This is a genomic window from Streptomyces sp. NRRL F-5126 (genome assembly GCF_000721265.1).
Classification (GTDB): Bacteria; Actinomycetota; Actinomycetes; order Streptomycetales; family Streptomycetaceae; genus Streptomyces.
Genome location: NZ_JOFZ01000005.1, coordinates 177,765 through 195,858, shown reverse-complemented (window position 1 = coordinate 195,858; position 18,094 = coordinate 177,765). Strand labels below are relative to the sequence as shown.

The window sequence follows — 18,094 nt, the reverse complement described above, 5'->3', positions numbered from 1 at the left end:
CGTTCCTTCGCATCGTGGGGCGCTCTCGCGTCACAGCCAGGCGCCCAGCGCGGGGGCGGGCACGCCGTCCGCGGTGTGCGGGCCGGCGGACCGTCCGGTCAGGTAGGCCGCGATGTCGTGGGCCTCGCCCGTGACCCGGGCGGCCGGGCCTTCGCCCGGGAGGTCCCATGCTGCGCCGGCGGCCGGTACCCGCAGGGTCAGGGCCGGGCCGGGGGCCGCGGTGCGCTTGGCCACGACGTCGTCGCACAGTGCTGTGAGGAAGCCGTCCGGCAGGTCGGCGAAGGACACACCGTTCACCAGGTCGACGGCGTGCACGCACACCTCGCGCGCACGCATCCACGGCAGTTCGGTGGCGGGCACGGTACGGCCCTGCGCCGTGCGGACCTCCGCCGACCACTGCTCCCCGCCGAGCGCGGCCATGCCCGCTTCAAGCGCGTCCGCGGAGCGGCGCAGCCACGCGGTGAGCTCCCCGGCCGGCAGGGCCCGCCCCCGTTCGATGCCGGCGGCGCGCGCCTCGGCGGAGGCGTACATCGGTGTGGGCTCGCCGGTGGCGGCCCAGTGCACCAGGTTGGACAGAGCCTCGGCGTTGGCGGCGACGTGCGCCGCCACGTGTGCGCGGCTCCAGCCGGGCAGCGCGCTCGGGGCCGCGTACCCGACGTCGTCGAGAGCGGCGGCGGCGGACAGCGTCAACTCGGTGCCGCGCAGCGCCCAGTGGCGCGCGGAGTCAAGGGTGCGACCCATCAGGATGCCGCCCTCTCGGCGACGACGCGGTTGTCCAAGCGGCCGATGCCCTGGATCTCGGTGACGACACGCTCGCCTCCGGCGAGGTAGCGCTCGGGCCTGCGGGCGTGGCCTACGCCGCCCGGGGTGCCGGTGGCGATGATGTCGCCGGGGCCCAGCCGGACGACCGTGGAGACGTACTCGATCAGGTCGACCGGGTCGAAGACCAGATCGCCCGTCGAGTCCGACTGCATGACCTCGCCGTCGACGAGCAACCGGAGGTCCAGCGACGGCCGTACGCCGCCGGGCAGCTCGTCGGGGGTGACGAGGTAGGGGCCGACGGGGGTGGTGGAGTCCCACGTCTTGCCCTGGAGCCACTCGGGGCTGCGGTACTGCCAGTCGCGGCAGGTGACGTCGTTCAGCACGGTGAAGCCCGCGATGGCACGCTCGGCCTGTTCGCCGCGTGCGCGGCGCACGGATGCGCCGACGACGACGGCGAGTTCGGCCTCCCAGTCGAAGCCGCCGGTCTCCGCCGGGCGCACGATGTCGTCGCCCGCACCGATCAGCGCGTCGGCGAACTTGGCGAAGAGGGTGGGGTGCTGCGGCAGCTCCCGGCCCATCTCCTTGATGTGGCCCCGGTAGTTGAGGCCGACGCACACCACTTTCGACGGGGCTGGCACGACAGGCGCGAAGCCGGCTCCGGCCACCGGGTACGTGGCCGCCGCGTTGGCCGGTGTGACGGCCGCTGCCCGCTCGGCCCATCCCTCCTGGGCGAGCAGGGCCCCCAAGTCGGGGGCGCCGAGGTCGACCAGGACATCGCCGTCGAGCCTGACGGCCCGGGTGGCACCGCCGGTGCGGAGGGTGGCGAGCTTCATCGGGAGGTTCCTTCCACATGGGTGCGGGCGAGCCGCAGGGCTTCGAAGACGGGCGAGTCGCTGAACCTGAACAGGTCGAGTGCGCCCGAGTCGGAGTCGCCGGGGCCGGCCTCGGAGCGGATGGAGACCGGCTGCCAGGACGGGACGGCGAACAGGTCGCCACGCGCCACCGACCAGGTGGTGCCCCCGACGGTGACGGTTCCCGAGCCGTCGAAGACCTGGTAGACGGACGAGCCGGTCTCGCGCACCGGCGCGGTCTCGCAGCCGCGTGCGACCCGGTGCATCTCGGCCCGGATGGTCGGCAGCACGTCGGCGCCGGTCGACGGGTCGGTGAACCGGACGGCCGCATGGCCGTGCTCCACCGCGCCCCCATAGCCTTCCGCGTCGAGGGCGAGCTGGTCGGACAGGGCTCGGTCGGTGTGTTCCCACCGGTAGGCGAGCAGCGGGGAACCGGCGCCGCCGGGACCCGCGGACACCGGGCGCAGACCGGGGTGGCCCCACAGGCGCTCGGCGCGCGAACGGCCGGGGGTGGTCCGCTCGTCGTCGCTGATCTCGTCCCGGCCGAACTCGAAGAACTGCGCCTCGGTGGCGTACTGGAACGGGATGTCGAGGCCGTCGATCCAGGCCATCGGCTCGGCGGTGGCGTTGTGGTGTGCGTGCCAGTTCCAGCCCGCCTGGGGCAGGAAGTCGCCGCGCCGCATGGCGACGGGGTCGCGCCCGACGACCGTCCACACACCGTCGCCCTCGACGACGAAGCGGAAGGCGTGCTGGGTGTGGCGGTGTTCGGGTGCGTCCTCGCCGGGCATGAGGTACTGGATCGCCGCCCACAGCGTGGGGGTGGCGAACGGTCTGCCGCCGAGGGACGGGTTGGCCAGCGCGATGGCACGGCGCTCGCCGCCCCGTCCGACGGGGACGATGTCGCCGGCCCGTGCCGCCAGCTCCCGCAGCCGCCCCCAGCGCCACAGGTGCGGCACGGCGTGCGAGCGCGGGTGGGCCGGCATCAGGTCGCCGATCTCGGTCCACAGCGGCACGAGCAACTCACGTTCGAAGCCCCGGTAGAGCTCTTCGAGCGCCGGGGTGACATCGGGTTGCCCTTCGGCGGAGACGGCCTTGAGCCGGACCGGGGAACCCGTCGCGGTGTCTTGGGCGGTGGAGGAGGGAGTCACAGGCTCAGCGTGCATCGCGTCTTCGGAGAGGACATGTAGATTCTGGAGAGCAGAACCACTCTCGTGTGAGGCCCGCCGTGGACAAGCCGCTGAAGACTCCCCCGCCCTACCCCATCGCCAGCGTGGACCACGCGCTGCGTGCGGCGACCATCCTGCAGATGGAGGGCGGCGCTACGGTCTCGCAGATGGCGGAGCGGCTCGGCGTCGCCAGGTCGACCGCGCACCGCGTGCTGGCGATGCTCGTCCACCGCGACTTCGCCGTGCACGGCGAGGACCGGGTCTACCGTGCGGGTCCCGTGCTGGAACTCGCCGCGCACTCCCAGTCCCTCGTATCAAGGCTGCGCGCGGCGTCCCTGCCCCACCTGCAGCGCGTCGTCGGCCTGCTGGACGAGACCACGAACCTGATCGTGCGCACCGGGGACACGGCCAGGTTCATCGCCAGTGTCGAGTGCCGGCAGGCGCTGCGGGTCGGTTCCCGCGAGGGCATGGTGTTCCCCGCCCACCGCACGACGGCGGGTCTCATCCTGCTCGCCGACCTCTCCGACGCGGAGCTGGAGGAGGTCTACGCGCCCGAGCGCTACCGAGACCGCCCGGCCGACCGCCCGGACCTCGACCGGCTGCGGACGGAGCTGAGGCGCCTGCGCCGCAACGGGTTCGCCGTGAACAAGGAGCGCTCGGAACGCGGCCTCGTCGCCGTCGGCGTGCCGGTGCGCGACGAGGCCGGCACGGCGCTTGCCGGGCTGTCGGTGTCGATGCCCAGCGTGCGCTACGACCCCGGCACGCTGCGCTCCCTGGTCGCGGCCCTGGACGCGGCGGCGCGGGCCCTGGAGCGGGACCTGGCGGGTCAGCGCTGAGCAGTCGGCACCGTCGGCAAACACCTAGCATGAACTATTGACGCGACGTAAAGCTAATGCCATTCTCCACCACACGCACCCGGCTCTCGTCGCGCCCTCTCCCCCACCGTGCACGCCAGGGACGGGCCCGCGCACTCCGCGCTTCCGCTTGCGGAGCGCTCACACCTTCCCAGCCAGGGAGAAACAGCAATGTCGCTCAACAACGGGACGTCGGCGTCCCACGGCCCAGCCGCGGGGGCCGCCCGGACACCGGGCTACGCGGGAACACTGGCTGCCGCATGCTGCGCCGTCTTCGTGGCCCAGGTCGCCAACGCGCTGCCCGCCTCGCTGAACGGGCTCTTCCAGCAGGACCTGCACACGCACGGCTCCCAACTCACCTGGATCACATCTGCGTTCATGATCGCCGTGGTGTGCTTCGAGTTCACCTTCGGCGTCCTCGGCGACCTCTTCGGACGGCGAAGGCTCGTCGTGGCCGGCACGGCCCTGGTCGCGGTGGGCAGCGCTGTGGCCGCGCTCGCTCCGTCCATCCACGTGCTCTGGATCGGTGCGGCCGTCAACGGCCTGGGCGCAGGCGCCATGTTCCCCGGCTCGCTCACCGCGATCACGGCCGTCACCCGCACGGCGCGGGAGCGGGCGCATGTGGTGGCGGTGTGGAGCGGCTTCCTGTCCGCGGGTGCTGCCGTCTCGCCCCTGCTCGGCGGGATGTTCGCCAAAGTCGGCTCGTGGCGCGGTTCCTTCTGGGTGCTCGTCGCGCTTGCCCTGGTCAGCGCGGTGCTCACCCTGACACTTGCCACGGAGTCGCGGGCGCCGGAGGGCCGCAGGCTGGACGTCGCAGGTCAGATCACGTTCACACTCGGCTTCGTCCTCTTGCTCTACGCCGCAACCGAGGGGCCGGAATCGGGCTGGACCGCCCTTCCCGTCATCCTCGCCTTCGCCTTCGGCGCGTGCGCTCTCGCCGCGTTCGTCGTGGTGGAACTCGGCGCCGAGTCCCCGATCTTCGACCTGAACCTGTTCCGCGGCAGGGCCTTCACCGTGTCGTCCGTCGCGGCCGTGATCGGCATGCTCGCCTTCCTCGGAGCCTGCTTCTCGACGAGCATGTGGCTCGGCCCCGTGCAGCACCAGGACCCCTTGCGCGTCGCCATCCCGTTCCTGCTCCTGCAAGGGCCGGCCTTCGTGCTCATCCCGGTGGTGTCGCGGCTGCTCCACCGGGTCGCCGCGTCGTGGCTGCTGACCTCCGGGTTCGTCCTGATGGCCGTGGGCTGCCTGCTGTGCACTCGGCTCGACGTGAAGGACCGGGGGCTCGGCGCCCTCGTGGCGCCCGACCTGCTGATCGGCGTCGGCTTCGCCCTGACCGTCAGTTCGGTGACGGCCGTGGCGCTCGGCAGTGTGCCCCTGAAGCTGGCCGGCATGGCGAGCGCCACCACGAACATGCTGCGCGACCTCGGCTTTGTCCTCGGCCCCGTCATCGTCACCGCGGTCGCCTTCAGCGGCGCGGGCCGGGCGTTCGCGGCGCACCTGTCAGGCGCGCATCTCCCGGCCGATCAGCTCGCGGCGGCTCGCGGCGTCGCCGAGTCAGGCGGGACCATCGCCGTGAACGGCCTGCCGGCCGGCACCCCGGGCGCCGCCGCGCACGGTGTGGCGCTCGAGGCCCTTGGCAGCGGCTTCAGCACCGCGTTCCTGGTGTGCGGCGTGGCGGCGGCGGTCGCGGCGGCGCTGACCGCGTTCGGCATGCTGGGCCTGCACGCCCGCAAGCCCACGGAGACCGACGCGCCCGCGTCCGTGCCGCAGGGGCCCGACACCGGCAGCCCGGAGTCGGCGCTGACGGCGTAGGTGCGCGGCCCGCGCAACCCGCTTCGGCGCCCCGGCGTTCCACACCACGAAGGACGACGGCGATCAGCCGGGAGAGCACGTGGCGAAGAAGGACCCGACGGCGAAGGCCGCGGGGGAGAAGGAGTGCGAGAAGTGGCTGGCGCGGTTCCAGCTGCGGCTGGCCGTGCAGCCGGGCGTGGACCGGGCCGTCGTGCTCCAGGCCGTCAAGGAGGTCACGGCCCACTACGCGGACACGGGCGAGCACCCGCGGGCCGCCTTCGGCGACCCGGACGCCTACGCCGCCCAGGCCGCCGCACGGCTGGTGCCGGCGGACCGGGCGGCGCGCGCGAGGCGGCAGAACGCCGTGGTGGACGCCCTGGACTCCGCGCTGAGGAAGGCCGGCGGCATCGCCGGCCTCTGACCGTCCATCGGTGCCAACACCGTTGTGTGTTGAGCCGGTGGCCTGTGGGGCAACCCCGCTGTGAACCTGATCTCGGGATTTCTCGCCTCACCGGCAGCTTGTCCACCAAGCTGCTCCGACCTCTCGACTCGATGGCGCGAATCGTGGGGTCTGTGTCGTTGACCTCATGGTGCGAACCGGGCGAGCCTGTAGGCATGCGCCATGTTGTGTTCGTGGTCTTCGAAGGGTTCCAGCCGCTCGACCTCACCGGTCCGCACGAAGTATTCGCCCATGCTCACGTGCTGGCGGGCGGCTACCGGCTGCAGGTGGTGGCACCGCGGGCGGGACCGGTGCGGTCCTGCAGTGGGTTGCCGATGCTCGCCGAGTACGGGGTCCTGGACCTCGCTCCGGACGGAATCGACACACTCGTCGTCGTCGGAGGCCGGGGCGTGGACCACGCCCGGGAGAACGCAGATCTGGTCGACTGGGTACGGGCCGCGGCCACGACGGCCCGACGGGTGACATCAGTGTGCAGCGGCGCGCTGCTGCTCGCGGCAACCGGCCTGCTCGAGGGGCGTCGGGTCACGACGCACTGGGAGCGTGAGACGCAGTTGCGCCGGGAGTGCCCCGCTATCCATGTGGACTGCGATCCGATCTTCGTGCGCGACGGCCGGTTTTGGACGTCGGCCGGCGTGACGGCGGGCATCGACCTCGCCCTCGCGCTGGTCGACGACGACCACGGTCGCGGTGTCGCGCTCGACGTCGCACGGGAATTGGTGATGTTCCTGCGCCGGCCGGGCAGCCAGTCGCAGTTCAGCGTTCCCCTATGGACGACGCAGCCGGAATCCGACCCGATACGGACGGTGGTGGAGGCCGTGCACGCCGACCCCGGTGCCGACCACACGATCGCGGCCCTCGCGGATCGGGCCGGCTGGAGTACCAGGCACCTGCAACGCAGGTTCCCGGCGGAATTGGGCATCGGGGCCACCAGGTACGTCGAACAGGTCCGGGTCGAGGCCGCGTGCCGCGCCCTCACCGAGAGCGACGAGCCCATCGAGGCGCTCGCCCGGCGACTCGGGTTCGGGTCCGCGGAGACACTGCGACGAGCGTTTCACCGAAGGCTCGGAGTCAGTCCCTCCGAATATCGGGACAGGTTCGCAACCGTGGCACCCAAGGAAGGCACGAGATGACAACATACGGATTGATGATCTTCGACGGCGCGGAAGAGCTTGACTTCGTCGGGCCGTGGGAGGTGTTCACAGCGTCCTCGATGGTCCGCGACGGCGCCGACACCGCGGTGCTCATTGCCGAGCGAGAGGGCCCGGTACGGTGCGCGAAGGGGATGCGCGTGCTGCCGGACCACACCTTCGGCGACCACCCGGCGCTGGACGTGCTACTCGTCCCGGGAGGCAAGGGCGCACGCACGATGCAGCTGGTCAACCGGGCGGCAACCGACTGGATCGCACACGCCGCCTCCCAGGCGGAGTGGGTCACCAGTGTGTGCACTGGTTCGCTGCTGCTGCACGCGGCGGGGCCGGCACGCGGGCGGCGGGTGGCCACACACCGGACCTCGGAGGACCGGCTCGAGGCGATGGGTGACGTGACCGTGGTGCGGGACGCGCGGTACGTCGTGGACGGAGACCTCGTCACCAGCCAGGGTGTCTCTGCAGGAATCGACATGGCACTGTGGCTGATCGGCCGGATCCACGGCCGCGACCACGCCAACGCCGTGCGCGACTACATCCAGTACGAGCCCGCGCCTCCCTACCAGGCCGAGGTCTGAGGCCCCAAGACAGCACCCCGGCTGTCCTCGCTGCAACATCGACGGCATCGACCGGGAAGTCTGCGCCCTGCTGACCACCTACCAGGCATTGTTCGTGGTCGCGCTCCTGCGACGTACAGCTACTGCGAGCCGCTGCATCCGTAGGCGGCCGCATGTCATCCGTGCAGCCGCCGGAGCGGCGGATCGTCGTCGATGGGATCGCCTGGGCTGCCTTCGCCCGTGGCGGCGCGAAGTCCACGCTCTTGGTCAACTCACCCTGGTGCCCGAGCACCCAGGTGCATGGGCTCCCGGCGCCGTCCCGAGCGCGGACATGAGGGCAGATGGCTCCTGCAACGGGACCCCCGATGATATCCGCGCATGGTCGCAAGATGATCTATCAGGGGTCCCGTTCCACGTTCACAGGCCACCGGCTTGACGCAACGGTGTTGCCGTCAGCGCCCGGGAGTGATCAGCGGCAGCGAGATGTAGTCGGCGATGGCCTGCTGCCCGGCGATGTTGGCGTGGATGCCGTCCCCGTTGTCGTAGGCGGCCAGCAGGCTGTTCGGCTTGACCGGGTCCTTGAGGACCTGGTCGAAGTCGATGACGCCGTCGCAAGTGCCCGCGCAGTCGCCGAACTTCTTCACGTAGGTGTCGACCGTGTACCTGGCCCGGTTCTGCGGGTCGGTGTAGCCGGGCCGCGGGGTGACCGGCGTGACGTAGACCTTGAGGCCGGCGGCGTGCAGCCGCTTGAACACCGCCTTGTAGCTGTCCATGATCTGCTGCGCCGTGCAGTTGTCGCCCACGTCGTTGGTGCCGTAGTAGTAGATCACCCCGGTGACGCCGTGCAGTTGCAGCACGTCGCGGTCGAGGCGGGAGAGCGCGTCGAGACCCTTGACGGAGCTCGGCATGCCGGGGCAGCCGGCGGCGCTCGTGGTGCCGCCGATCCCCTCGTTGGCGACGGCGACCTGCCCGCCGGCCGGCGCCTCTGCGACGACCCGCCGCGCCAGGTCGTCGGTCCACCGCCGGTTGGTGCCGAGCTCGGTGCAGCCGGGACCGCAGTTGGTGCTGCCGTTGCCGTCCACCACCGAGCTGCCGAAGGCGACGACGGTCCCCTTGAGCTTGGGGTTGAGCACGTCGACGGCGCTGACCAGGTAGGTGGAGTCGACGGTCTGGGTGTACGCGGAGCCCGCGGCGTCCTTGGTGTGGTCGCCTGAGCCGGCCGGGGACAGGTAGTTGTGCCGGAAGGCGCTGCCGTGCTCGCCCGGCTTCACCTGTCCGGGTACGGACAGCGAGACGGCGACGTCGTCCTGCGGACGGGTGGCCAGCCGCGCCGGGTCGCTCCACACCTGCCCGCCGGCCGGGACGACGACCTTGGCGTGCCCGCCGAACGTGAGCCGGTGCGCGGCTCCGGCCAGCGCCGCATCGCCGCCCGATTCGGCGACGGTGGCGGCGTCGACCGTGAGCGGCGTGGAACCGAAGGTGTTCTGGATGCGGATGCGCACCGCGCTGCCGCCCTGGCTCAGGTGGGTGATCATGCGCACCGACTGGTCGTCGAGCGTTCTGCCGGCCTGCGACTGCTGGGACTCGGCCCAGGAGGTGAACCAGTGATGGCCCGGGCGCTGATGGGCCGGGGTGGCCGCGCTCGACACGGTGGCCGCGGTGGTGCCGGCGGCGGTCAGGCCGGCGAGTGCCAGGGCCAGGGTCGCGCGGCGCAGGTTCTTCACGGACATGGACAGGTGCATGGGCGTCTCTCCCTCGTTCGGCGAAGGTGGCGGGGGTGGCGCAAGTGGTGACGGTGGCGAATTTGGTGACGGTGGCGCGGTCAGTCGGGCAGGGTCTGGCCTGTGGTCTCCCGCCCGTACCTGACGATCGCCAGGCCGGCCACGAAGAAGACCGCGGTCAGGGACAGCGGCAGAGCCAGCGAGCCGCTCGCGTGGATGCCGTAGCCGATGAGGAAGGTGCCTCCGGCGGCGACCCAGCGAGAGAAGGTGGTGGTGGCGGCGAAGGCGGTGGCCCTCATCCGGGTCGGGTACTGCTCGGGCAGCCAGATGGTGAACACCGCGAAGTTGGCGCCGCCCAGCCCGAGCAGCGGAAGGAAGGCGAAGGTCAGGCCTATCGAGTGCATCGGGTAGGCGAGGCCGTAGGCGCCGACCGTACCGACGATCATCAGCGCGAAGAGCACGGCGAGGGCGCCGCGGCGGCCCATCCTCGCGGCGAGCCAGGGCACTCCGACGCAGCCGAGGATGGTGAAGGCGGCGACCGTCATCGAGGCGAGGCTGGCCAGGTGCACGACGGTGCCGTGCGCGTAACCCGCGTCCTTCGCCAGGTTGGTGACGGCGGTGGCGACGTACGTGGACCCCGCCCACAGGCCGATCACGCAGACCACCAGCAGCGCCAGGTTGACGATGGTCCGCCCGCGGTACTCGGCGGAGAACACCTCGGCGAGCGGCTTCCAGAAGGAGCGCCGGGACTGTTCGCCCGCGTTCTGTGACCAGCGCTCGGCCTCCGGCGTGCCGCGCCTGATGAGGAAGACGGCCAGCGCGGGGAGCCCGCCGATGAAGAACAGGCCGCGCCAGCCGAGGGACGAACCGAAGGCCAGGTAGATCAGCGAGACGACCAGCACGCCCACGTAGGCGGCGGTGTGCATCAGGCCGCCCCTGCGGTCACGGCGCTCCTCCGGCATGACCTCGGCGAGCAGCGTGCCGGCCATCGCCCACTCGCCGCCGACGCCGATCGCCGCGAGGAACCGGAAGGCGTTCCACTCCCACAGGCCGGTGGAGACGCCGGCCAGCGCGGTGAACACCCCGTACATCAGGATCGACGCCATCATGGCCGGCTTGCGGCCGAACCGGTCGGCGAGCGGGCCCCAGATGAACGAGCAGCCCCAGCCGACCAGGAACAGCGCGGCGCTGATCTGCCCGTACCAGCCGACGTTGTCAGGCGTGTCGGCGATTCCGGCGCGCGGCAGCAGCGCGGCCATGGTCGGGGCGAGGACCAGGCCGAAGATCGTCCAGTTGAAGCCGTCCATCGCCCAGCCGCCGAAGGAGCCCCAGAAGGCGCGGCGTTGCGCCGGGGTCATCGCGGTGGAGGAGTCGGGCGCGGCGGCGGACGGCGCCACGCTGGTTCGGTGCTCGTTGATCGCCACGGGAACCTCGATTCGTGGTGTTGCTCGGCTCAGTGGTGGTGCTCGGCTCATGGGTGCGGGACGGGTACATGGAGCGGTGAGGAGCGTGGCGCGTTACGGCGGCCGCTCAGCCGGTGTCGCCGGGGTGGTGAAGGAAGGCCCGCAGGCCGCGGCGCATGGCCTCCGCGTCGGTGGTGGGGTTCTGGTCGAGGCGGGCCAGGCGCTCGCGGGCCGGGGCGTCCAGTGCGTCGACGGCGCGTTTGGCGGCCCGTACCGCGGTCGGCGGCTGCCGGGCGATCGCGTCCACCACGGTGGCGGTGAGCGTGTCGAGTTCGGCGGACGGCACGCGCCGGCCTGCCAGGCCGTGCCGCTCCGCCTCCGCGGCGTCGAGCAGCCGGCCCGTGTAGAGCAGGTCGCGGGCGAGACCCGGTCCGGTGAGGCGGGCCAGCCGGGCGGCGAAGGCGGGCGGCGTGAGGATGCCCCAGCGGACGATGGGCATCCCGAGCACCGCCGTGTCGGCGACGAGGCGCAGGTCGCAGGCGCAGGCCAGTTGGCAGCCCGCGCCGAGTGCGGCGCCGCGCACCGAGGCGACCACCGGCACCGGAAGTTCCTCCACCGCGGTGAACGCCGCCTCCATCGCGGCGAAGCAGTCGTCCACCTCGCGCCGCCCGGCGTCGACCCACTCGCGCATGTCCGAGCCGGCGCAGAAGGCCCCCCGACCGTGTCCGGCCAGCACCACGGCGCGCAATCCGCTCTCCACGGCCAGCCGTTCGCGGAACAGTTCGGCGAGAGCGCGCCAGTCGCGGCTGCCGAGCGCGTTGGCGCGGCGCCCGGTGCCGACCCGCACGGTGGCCACAGCCCCCTCCCTGACCACCTCGATCGCAGCCGGACGCCCGGCGAGCACGCCGCCGCTCACCGGACGGCCCCGCAGGCGCGCAGGTCCGCGATCTCCGGCCCGGCGTAGCCGAGTTCGGCCAGGACCTGCTCGGTGTGCTGGCCGAGTGTCGGCGGCGGGGTGCGGACGGCGGGCGGCGTGGCGCTGAGCTTGAGCGGCGAGCCAAGGGTGCGCAGCCGGCCCGCCGTCGGGTGGTCGATCTCGGCCACCATGCCGCGGGCCCTGGCCTGCTCGCCCTCCAGCGCCTCGGCGACGGTGGCGATCGGCGCGCACGGGACGCCGGCGGCGTCGAGTTCCGCGGCCCAGTGCGCGCGTGACTTGCCGGCGAGCACCGCCTCGAGCAGCGGCAGCAGTTCGGCGCGGTGCTCGACCCGGTCCGGGTTGCCGCGGAACCTGGGGTCATCGGCCAGCTCGGGCACGCCGAGCGCGGTGGTGAAGCGCAGCCAGAGCCGGTCGTTGCCCACCGCCACCATCAGGTGGCCGTCGGCCGTGGCGAGCGCCTGGTACGGGACGATCGTCGGGTGCGCGGAGCCCAGTGGGCGGGGCAGTTCACCGGTCGCGAAGTAGCCGCCTGCCACGTAGGTGAGCCAGGCGAGCTGGCCGTCGAAGAGCGACACGTCGACGTGCTGGCCGCGTCCGGTCCGCTCCCTGGCGTGCAGCGCGGCGAGCACTCCGATCGTGGCCCACATCCCGGCGCCGATGTCGGCGGTCGGCACGCCGGGCCGCACCGGTGCGCCGTCCGGTTCGCCGGTGATGCTCATCATGCCGCTCTGCGCCTGGGCGATCGCGTCGTAGCCGGGCCTGGCGGACCACGGCCCGGTCTGCCCGTAGCCGGAGATCGAGGCGTAGATCAGGCGCGGGTTCAGCTCGGCGAGCTCCTGGTAGCCGAGTCCGAGCCGGGCGGCGGTGCCGGGACGGAAGTTCTCCACCAGCACGTCGGCTCCCTCGGCGACGCGCCGGACCAGGTCGAGACCGCGCGGGTGTTTCAGGTCGACCCTGATGCCGCGCTTGTTGCGATTCGCCGAGAGGAAGTAGGCCGATTCAGGGCCCTGGAACGGCGGGCCCCACTGCCGGGTGTCGTCGCCGCGCGCAGTGTCCTCGATCTTGATCACGTCGGCGCCGAGGTCGGCGAGGACCATCGTCGCCATCGGCCCTGACAGGATGCGGGAGAGGTCGAGGACCCGCAGACCGGACAGCGCGCCGGGGGCCGCGGGGACTGATGAGGACGGGGACTGGTTCATCCAGGCACCTTTCGTTGGTCTGGCTCGGAGGTAAAGTGGATGGACCACTGAGCCTGTCGACCATGGGCTAGAGTGTGAGACGCCCTGACAAGCCATGTCAACCACCCGGCACGGACCCGGTTTTGCCGGTTCGGACAGCCCTGGACGAACCGGACTGCCCTCTACTACGACAAGGAGAGGCGGCGGTGACCGACTCGCTGCGCCCCGTGGCCAGGACCCGCCTGTACGAGCAGGTGATGGAGCGGCTGCGCGAATTCGTCGAGCAGGAGGCGATGCACGCCGGGGACCGGCTGCCGCCGGAACGCGACCTCGCGGAGCGCCTCGACGTCTCCCGTACCTCGGTGCGGCAGGCGATCGTCGCGCTGGAAGTGCAGGGCCTGGTCGAGGCACGGCACGGCGGCGGCACCTATCTGCTGCGCGACCGCCTCGACGCGGAACCGCTGGAGACGATGATCGACCGGCGGCGCAGGCTGCCGGACATACTGGACGCGCGGGACGCACTGGAGACGAAGCTCGCGGCGCTGGCCGCCGACCGGCACACCGCGGCGGACGTGGCCGCGATCGACGCCGCGCTGGCCGAGATGGCCGAGGCGGTGGAGCGCGGCGAACTGTGCGCCGCGGAGGACCAGCGGTTCCACGGGGCGGTCACCGCCGCGGCGCACAGCCCGCTGCTGGCGGACTTCATGGCCGAGATCGCGCAGCCGATCGCGGAGAGCCGCACCGAGTCGCTGCGCCAGCCGGGGCGGCCGGCGCAGTCGCTGAAGCAGCACCGGCGGATCGCCGCGGCGGTACGGGCCGGCGACGCGGACGCGGCCGCGGCCGCGATGCACCACCACGTCGCCGCGGTCGGCCACGTCAAACTTCTCGGTTGGCACGACGAGACGGACGGCTGAGCCGTCGGCGCGCCGCGCCGGCTCAGTCGCTCAATTGCCCGCCGCTGAGCGCCGATACGAAGGAGGCCCAGCCGGCGGTCGGGAACATGAGCACGGGGCCGTGCGGGACTTTGCTGTCCCGCACCGGAACGAGGGCGGCGAGGTCGTCGCAGACCTCAAGGCACTCGCCTCCATCCTGATTGCTGTAGCTGCTCTTGCGCCAGGCTGCGGCACTCAGCTCTATGGGTCGCACAGCACTTCCTCCAACGTGGCCAGGACGAACTTCCGCGACTCAGCAGGGGACAACGCCAGGTCGCGCATCGCATCGTACGCACGCTGCAAACGCTCAACCGGAGCGTTCTCCTCGATGAGATCGCCTCGGTAGCCGTTCTCCGTGTAAGCCACGGTACTTCCGCTCGCCAGTCGCAGGAACATCACGGTGGCGTTCATCAGGCCGTGCAGCCCCGCGCTCAGCGGAAGCACCTGCATGGTCACACCCGGCCGCTCAGCCACTTCCGCCACGTACTCCAACTGGGCGCGCCACTCCCCCACATCGCGCAGCGGCGCCAGCAGCACCGCCTCGGACAGGATCGTACGGAACGGCGGCGCGGCCTCCCCCTCCAGTAGCTCGCGCCGTCCCATCCGCGCCTCGACCTGCTGCTCAAGCTCCTTCCCCTTGAGCCCGCCCGCCGCGAGCACCTCCCGCGCGTACCCCGGCGTCTGCAGCAGCCCCGGCAGCACGCTCACCGCGAAGTGCCACAGGCTCACGGCCTCCGCCTCCAGCGCCATGTACCGCCGGTACCGCTCGCGGAACTGCGTATGGTCGCCTGCCGCCAGCTCCCACAGCGCCAGCAGCAGCCCCGGCGTCCCGTAGTGCGTGTCCAGGGCCTGGACGACCTCCGGGCTGCCCAGCGTCTCGCCCTTCTCCATCTTGCCGAACAACGACCAGTCCCACCCCAGCCGTTCACCCAGCGCGCGCAGGCTCGTCCCGCTCCCCGTCCGCAGCGTCCGCAACTCCTCGGCGAACCGCTGACGGGGCTCCTGACTGCGGCCGGTGATGACGCGTCGTTGCGGCATTCCGCTGCTCCCTCCGGGTGTGGAACGTGTGGCACCACCTCCCTGCGGCGGGGAGCCGAGATCCCGTCCACAGCATGGCGGTTCGCCTCCGGGCGCATGATCGTAGCGACCAGGCTACTCAGCGTAATCCACGCAGCGCAGCCCGGTCATGGAAACAGCGGAACCCACCCACCCCATCGCATTGACGAGGACTCGGATGACCTCCACGCCGCGCACATCCCGCACGCCCAGGATCCAGGAGGCCGTCGAGGCCCGCGACGCCCTCGCCGCCGCGCTCTCGCTCGCCGGCGTCCAACTGCCCGCGATGGACGTCCGTACCCCCTGGGCGGACGACCGCGAGACCGACCGCCCGGGCCTCGTGCACCTCGGCGTCTGCTCGGCGCCGGTGGCCCTGCTGCTCGCGGACGCGATCAGGCGGGGGGCCGCCCGGTGACGGAGGAGGCCGAGGCGGCGATCCCCGCCCCCGGCGCCGCCGTCCGCGACACCGTCCGCGACCGCGTCGGGCGGGTCATGGGCCACGCGGGCCCGTACGTCCAGCTCCGCCCGCTCGCCGGCGGGCGCGAGTGGGACGCCGAGCCCGGCCTCGTCCGCGTCCTCACCCCTGCGGAGTTACTGAGCGCTCTCGTCGCCGAGGCGAACGCCCGCAGCCGACGCCCCCGCTGAGGGGCCCGGCACCCGGCTCGGCCGCGGTGCCTGTCAGGGCAGGTCGACCGGATAGGGCTCGCCGAAGTCGGCCGAGCGGCCGACCTTCTCCCAGGCCATCGCCTTGGCCGTCTGATCACGGGAGTGGTCGAGGGCCATGGTCACCGCGTTCACACCGAGCGGTAGGTGGCCGGGGATGTCGGCGCGGTGAACGGTACGGACGATGATCTCGGCGGCGCGACGGGGGTCCCCGGCCGCGCCCGCCGTGTTCTGGCGCACCCGCCTGTTCATCTCGCCCACCGTGGCGTCGTACGCCTCTGGAATGTCGCGCACGGTCATCGAGGCGCCCGCCCAGTCGGTGGCGAAACCGCTCGGTTCCACGACCATCACCCGTACTCCGAAAGGCGCCGTCTCCGCCGCCAGGACGCGGCTGAAGCCGTCGACCGCGAACTTGGCCGCCTGGTACGAGGCGATGCCGGGCGAACCGCCGACCCGCCCGCCGATCGACGAGAACTGCACGACCGTGCCCGACCCCTGGCGTCGCAGCGTGGGCAGGGCCGCCTTCGTCACGTTGTAGACGCCCCAGAAGTTCGTCTCGAACTGGGCGCGGAAGTCGGCGTCGTCCGAGCTCTCGATCGGCGAGACGTTGGCGTACCCCGCGTTGTTCACGAGCACATCGATCCGGCCGAAGCGCCGCACCGCCGCGTCGACCGCGGCGCGGGCCGCCTCGGGGTCCGTCACGTCCAGGGCTACGGGGAACACGCGGTCGCCGTAGGCGCCGAAGGGTTCGGCGAGGGTTTCGGGACGGCGCGCGGTGGCCACGACGAGGTCGCCCGCCTCCAGGGCGGCGGTCGCCAGGGCACGGCCGAGGCCGCGGGACGAGCCGGTGATGAACCAGACCTGCCGCTTGCTGTTCATATCGTCACTCATGGATTTAGTGAAACACTGTTGCCTTAATATCGCAACGCTGTTGCGGTAAATCCTCCTATCATGGCGTGCATGACTGATCAGGCCGCGTTCCAGCGGGCCCGCAGCGCCCAGGCCAAGCAGGCGCGCGAGGCCTCGATCCTCGACGCGGCCCGTGCCCTCGGCGCCCGGCGCGGCATACGGGAAGTCACGCTCACCGACATCGCCGCCGAGGTGGGCATGCACAAGTCGGCGTTGCTGCGGTACTTCGAGACGCGGGAGCAGATCTTCCTCGACCTCACCGCCGAGGGCTGGCGGGAGTGGTCCGCCGCGCTGCGCGCGGACCTCGGGCAGCGCGAACAAGCCGCGCCGGCGGAGGTCGCCGCCGCCTTCGCCGCCACACTGGCGGCGCGCCCGCTGTTCTGCGACCTGCTGGCCCAGGCGCCCCTGAACCTGGAGCGCAACGTGTCCATCGAGGCCGTGCGCACGTTCAAGCTCATCACCCTGGAGGAGGTCTCGCGGATCGGCGCTGAGCTGCACCGGTTGCTCGGCCTGGGCGAGCAACCGGCCGTCGACACGGTCGCCACCGCGACCGGCATGGCCGGGGCCCTGTGGCAGATGGCCACGCCCGGTGCTCGCCTGCGGGAGCTCTACACGAGCGACCCGCGGCTCGGCCACGCCCTCGTCGAGACGGAACCCCGCCTGCGCCGCGTCCTCACGGCTCTGCTGATCGGCCTGGGCCCGGCAAGTCCCGTTCAGGCCTCCTAGGTTCGGGAGCAGGCGCGGGCGTAGCGGGCGGCGAGTTCCTCGCACGCCCGGGACAGTTCGGGCGGTCCGATGACGTCCACGTCGGCGTCGAAGCGGCCGACGGCGGCCGCGAGCCCGGTCCATGACCACGAGCCGAGAGTGAGCCGGCAGTGGCGGGGACCGAGTACCTCGACGCTGCCGTCCTGGACGAAGGGTGCCACGTCGGCGGCGGGACGGTGGAGGACGACTTCGCCCCGGCAGGGCCAGTCGGCGGCAGGTCCTTCGCTGCCGCGGAACCTGCCGGTCAGGAAGGCGGAGACGTCGCCGCCCGGGAGTTCGCGCGGGTCGAAGCGCGGGCCGGTGGGTACACGGGTCCGTATGCGGTCGGCGCGGAAGATGCGCCAGTCGTCACGGTCGAGGTCCCAGGCCACGAGGTACCAGCGGCTTGACCAGGTGACCAGATGGTGGGGTTGCGTGCGGCGGGTGTCGCCGGGCGGGCCGCCGGGACCTGACGTGTAGTCGAAGCGCAGTTCCTCCCGTGCGTGGATGACCCGGCTCAGCTCCACCAGGGTCGCGGTGTCGATGTCGGGCCCGCCATGGGGATCGGGCGGCCGGACGGCGGTGAAGCGCAGCGAGTCGATGCGGTGGCGCAGGCGGGGCGGCATGACCTGGCGGAGGGCGGCGAGGGCGCGGGCCGCGTCCTCGGCCACGGCCGCGCCGGTGGCCGCGGTGCCCAGCGCGACGGCCAGGGCCACGGCCTGATCGTCGTCGAAGAGCAGAGGTGGCATGTGTGCGCCGGCGTCCAGCCGGTATCCGCCGGCCGGGCCCTTGACAGCCGTGATCCGGTAGCCGAGCTCGCGCAGGCGGTCGATGTCACGGCGCACGGTGCGCGCGGTGACATCGAGGCGCTGGGCGAGCCGCTCGCCGGGCCATTCTCGGTGCGTCTGCAGCAGCGAGAGCAGCGCGAGCAGCCGGGAGGACGTCTTCTGCATGAGGAGACCCGC

20 protein-coding genes are annotated in these 18,094 nt (G+C 72.2%); 9 read left to right on the top strand and 11 right to left on the bottom strand.

All coding sequences use genetic code 11. The features are described 5' to 3' along the window. Positions 1-30: 30 nt before the first annotated feature. The 3 genes from IH48_RS0112080 to IH48_RS0112070 are packed head-to-tail and all read right to left on the bottom strand — an operon-like array spanning position 31 to position 2,761. Positions 31-741: a maleylpyruvate isomerase family mycothiol-dependent enzyme gene (locus IH48_RS0112080; RefSeq protein WP_030902825.1), complete on the bottom strand. Its 711-nt coding sequence runs from the start codon at positions 739-741 to the stop codon at positions 31-33. After that, on the bottom strand, positions 741-1,595 hold the full coding sequence (locus IH48_RS0112075) for a fumarylacetoacetate hydrolase family protein (RefSeq protein ID WP_030902823.1): 855 nt from the start codon (positions 1,593-1,595) through the stop codon (positions 741-743). Before IH48_RS0112075 ends, IH48_RS0112080 begins: the two co-directional genes overlap by 1 nt. After that, the gene (locus IH48_RS0112070) at positions 1,592-2,761 is read right to left on the bottom strand and encodes a cupin domain-containing protein (RefSeq protein WP_030902821.1); all 1,170 of its coding nucleotides are present in this window, start codon (positions 2,759-2,761) and stop codon (positions 1,592-1,594) included. The genes IH48_RS0112075 and IH48_RS0112070 overlap by 4 nt, the downstream gene beginning before the upstream one ends. 77 nt (positions 2,762-2,838) lie before the next feature. Here IH48_RS0112070 and IH48_RS0112065 point away from each other — a divergent pair, with 77 nt between their 5' ends. The 5 genes from IH48_RS0112065 to IH48_RS0112045 all read left to right on the top strand — a co-directional run bounded on the left by IH48_RS0112065 (position 2,839) and on the right by IH48_RS0112045 (position 7,607). After that, positions 2,839-3,615, top strand: a complete 777-nt coding sequence (locus IH48_RS0112065) for an IclR family transcriptional regulator (RefSeq protein WP_030902820.1) — start codon at positions 2,839-2,841, stop codon at positions 3,613-3,615. 189 nt (positions 3,616-3,804) lie between these two features. After that, positions 3,805-5,445, top strand: a complete 1,641-nt coding sequence (locus IH48_RS0112060; RefSeq protein ID WP_078849654.1) for an MFS transporter — start codon at positions 3,805-3,807, stop codon at positions 5,443-5,445. 79 nt (positions 5,446-5,524) lie between these two features. Continuing rightward, positions 5,525-5,845: a hypothetical protein gene (locus tag IH48_RS0112055; protein WP_030902814.1), complete on the top strand. Its 321-nt coding sequence runs from the start codon at positions 5,525-5,527 to the stop codon at positions 5,843-5,845. Positions 5,846-6,039: 194 nt separating this feature from the next. Next, positions 6,040-7,014, top strand: a complete 975-nt coding sequence (locus IH48_RS0112050) for a GlxA family transcriptional regulator (protein WP_030902811.1) — start codon at positions 6,040-6,042, stop codon at positions 7,012-7,014. Beyond that, a complete protein-coding gene (locus IH48_RS0112045; protein WP_030902807.1) occupies positions 7,011-7,607 on the top strand; it encodes a DJ-1/PfpI family protein in 597 nt (198 codons plus the stop codon). The genes IH48_RS0112050 and IH48_RS0112045 overlap by 4 nt, the downstream gene beginning before the upstream one ends. Before the next feature lie 431 nt (positions 7,608-8,038). Here IH48_RS0112045 and IH48_RS0112040 read toward each other — a convergent pair whose 3' ends face one another. The 4 genes from IH48_RS0112040 to IH48_RS0112025 form a co-directional block, all read right to left on the bottom strand. Then, positions 8,039-9,328 (bottom strand): GDSL-type esterase/lipase family protein, encoded by a 1,290-nt coding sequence (locus IH48_RS0112040; RefSeq protein WP_051839614.1) that lies wholly within the window; start codon positions 9,326-9,328, stop codon positions 8,039-8,041. 80 nt (positions 9,329-9,408) lie between these two features. Further along, positions 9,409-10,731 (bottom strand): MFS transporter, encoded by a 1,323-nt coding sequence (locus IH48_RS0112035; protein ID WP_051839612.1) that lies wholly within the window; start codon positions 10,729-10,731, stop codon positions 9,409-9,411. Positions 10,732-10,837: 106 nt separating this feature from the next. Next, a complete protein-coding gene (locus IH48_RS0112030) occupies positions 10,838-11,566 on the bottom strand; it encodes an enoyl-CoA hydratase/isomerase family protein (RefSeq protein WP_158710278.1) in 729 nt (242 codons plus the stop codon). 56 nt (positions 11,567-11,622) lie between these two features. Next, on the bottom strand, positions 11,623-12,846 hold the full coding sequence (locus IH48_RS0112025; protein WP_030902799.1) for a CaiB/BaiF CoA transferase family protein: 1,224 nt from the start codon (positions 12,844-12,846) through the stop codon (positions 11,623-11,625). A 185-nt stretch (positions 12,847-13,031) separates the two neighbouring features. Between IH48_RS0112025 and IH48_RS0112020 the strand changes: the two genes are divergently transcribed. Next, positions 13,032-13,739 (top strand): FadR/GntR family transcriptional regulator, encoded by a 708-nt coding sequence (locus IH48_RS0112020; RefSeq protein ID WP_030902798.1) that lies wholly within the window; start codon positions 13,032-13,034, stop codon positions 13,737-13,739. A gap of 22 nt (positions 13,740-13,761) precedes the next feature. Here IH48_RS0112020 and IH48_RS0112015 read toward each other — a convergent pair whose 3' ends face one another. Both IH48_RS0112015 and IH48_RS0112010 read right to left on the bottom strand, forming a co-directional pair. Next, the gene (locus IH48_RS0112015; protein ID WP_030902796.1) at positions 13,762-13,971 is read right to left on the bottom strand and encodes a DUF397 domain-containing protein; all 210 of its coding nucleotides are present in this window, start codon (positions 13,969-13,971) and stop codon (positions 13,762-13,764) included. Continuing rightward, the gene (locus tag IH48_RS0112010; RefSeq protein WP_030902794.1) at positions 13,959-14,795 is read right to left on the bottom strand and encodes a helix-turn-helix domain-containing protein; all 837 of its coding nucleotides are present in this window, start codon (positions 14,793-14,795) and stop codon (positions 13,959-13,961) included. The genes IH48_RS0112015 and IH48_RS0112010 overlap by 13 nt, the downstream gene beginning before the upstream one ends. A gap of 196 nt (positions 14,796-14,991) precedes the next feature. On the opposite strand from IH48_RS0112010, the gene IH48_RS0112005 reads away from it, so the two are divergent. Next, entirely contained in the window at positions 14,992-15,228 is a 237-nt protein-coding gene (locus IH48_RS0112005; RefSeq protein WP_030902791.1) for a hypothetical protein, read from the top strand. Continuing rightward, positions 15,225-15,458, top strand: coding sequence for a hypothetical protein (locus IH48_RS0112000; protein ID WP_051839608.1), 234 nt, complete (start codon positions 15,225-15,227; stop codon positions 15,456-15,458). Before IH48_RS0112005 ends, IH48_RS0112000 begins: the two co-directional genes overlap by 4 nt. A gap of 33 nt (positions 15,459-15,491) precedes the next feature. On the opposite strand, the gene IH48_RS0111995 is transcribed toward IH48_RS0112000, so the two are convergent. After that, positions 15,492-16,367 carry an SDR family NAD(P)-dependent oxidoreductase gene (locus IH48_RS0111995; protein ID WP_420705475.1) on the bottom strand — a complete coding sequence of 292 codons (876 nt, stop codon included), beginning with the start codon at positions 16,365-16,367 and terminating at the stop codon, positions 15,492-15,494. Positions 16,368-16,436: 69 nt separating this feature from the next. On the opposite strand from IH48_RS0111995, the gene IH48_RS0111990 reads away from it, so the two are divergent. After that, entirely contained in the window at positions 16,437-17,111 is a 675-nt protein-coding gene (locus IH48_RS0111990; RefSeq protein WP_030902785.1) for a TetR family transcriptional regulator, read from the top strand. On the opposite strand, the gene IH48_RS0111985 is transcribed toward IH48_RS0111990, so the two are convergent. Then, positions 17,108-18,082, bottom strand: a complete 975-nt coding sequence (locus tag IH48_RS0111985) for a helix-turn-helix transcriptional regulator (RefSeq protein WP_030902782.1) — start codon at positions 18,080-18,082, stop codon at positions 17,108-17,110. The two genes, IH48_RS0111990 and IH48_RS0111985, sit on opposite strands and share 4 nt — an antisense overlap. Between the last annotated feature and the right edge of the window lie 12 nt (positions 18,083-18,094).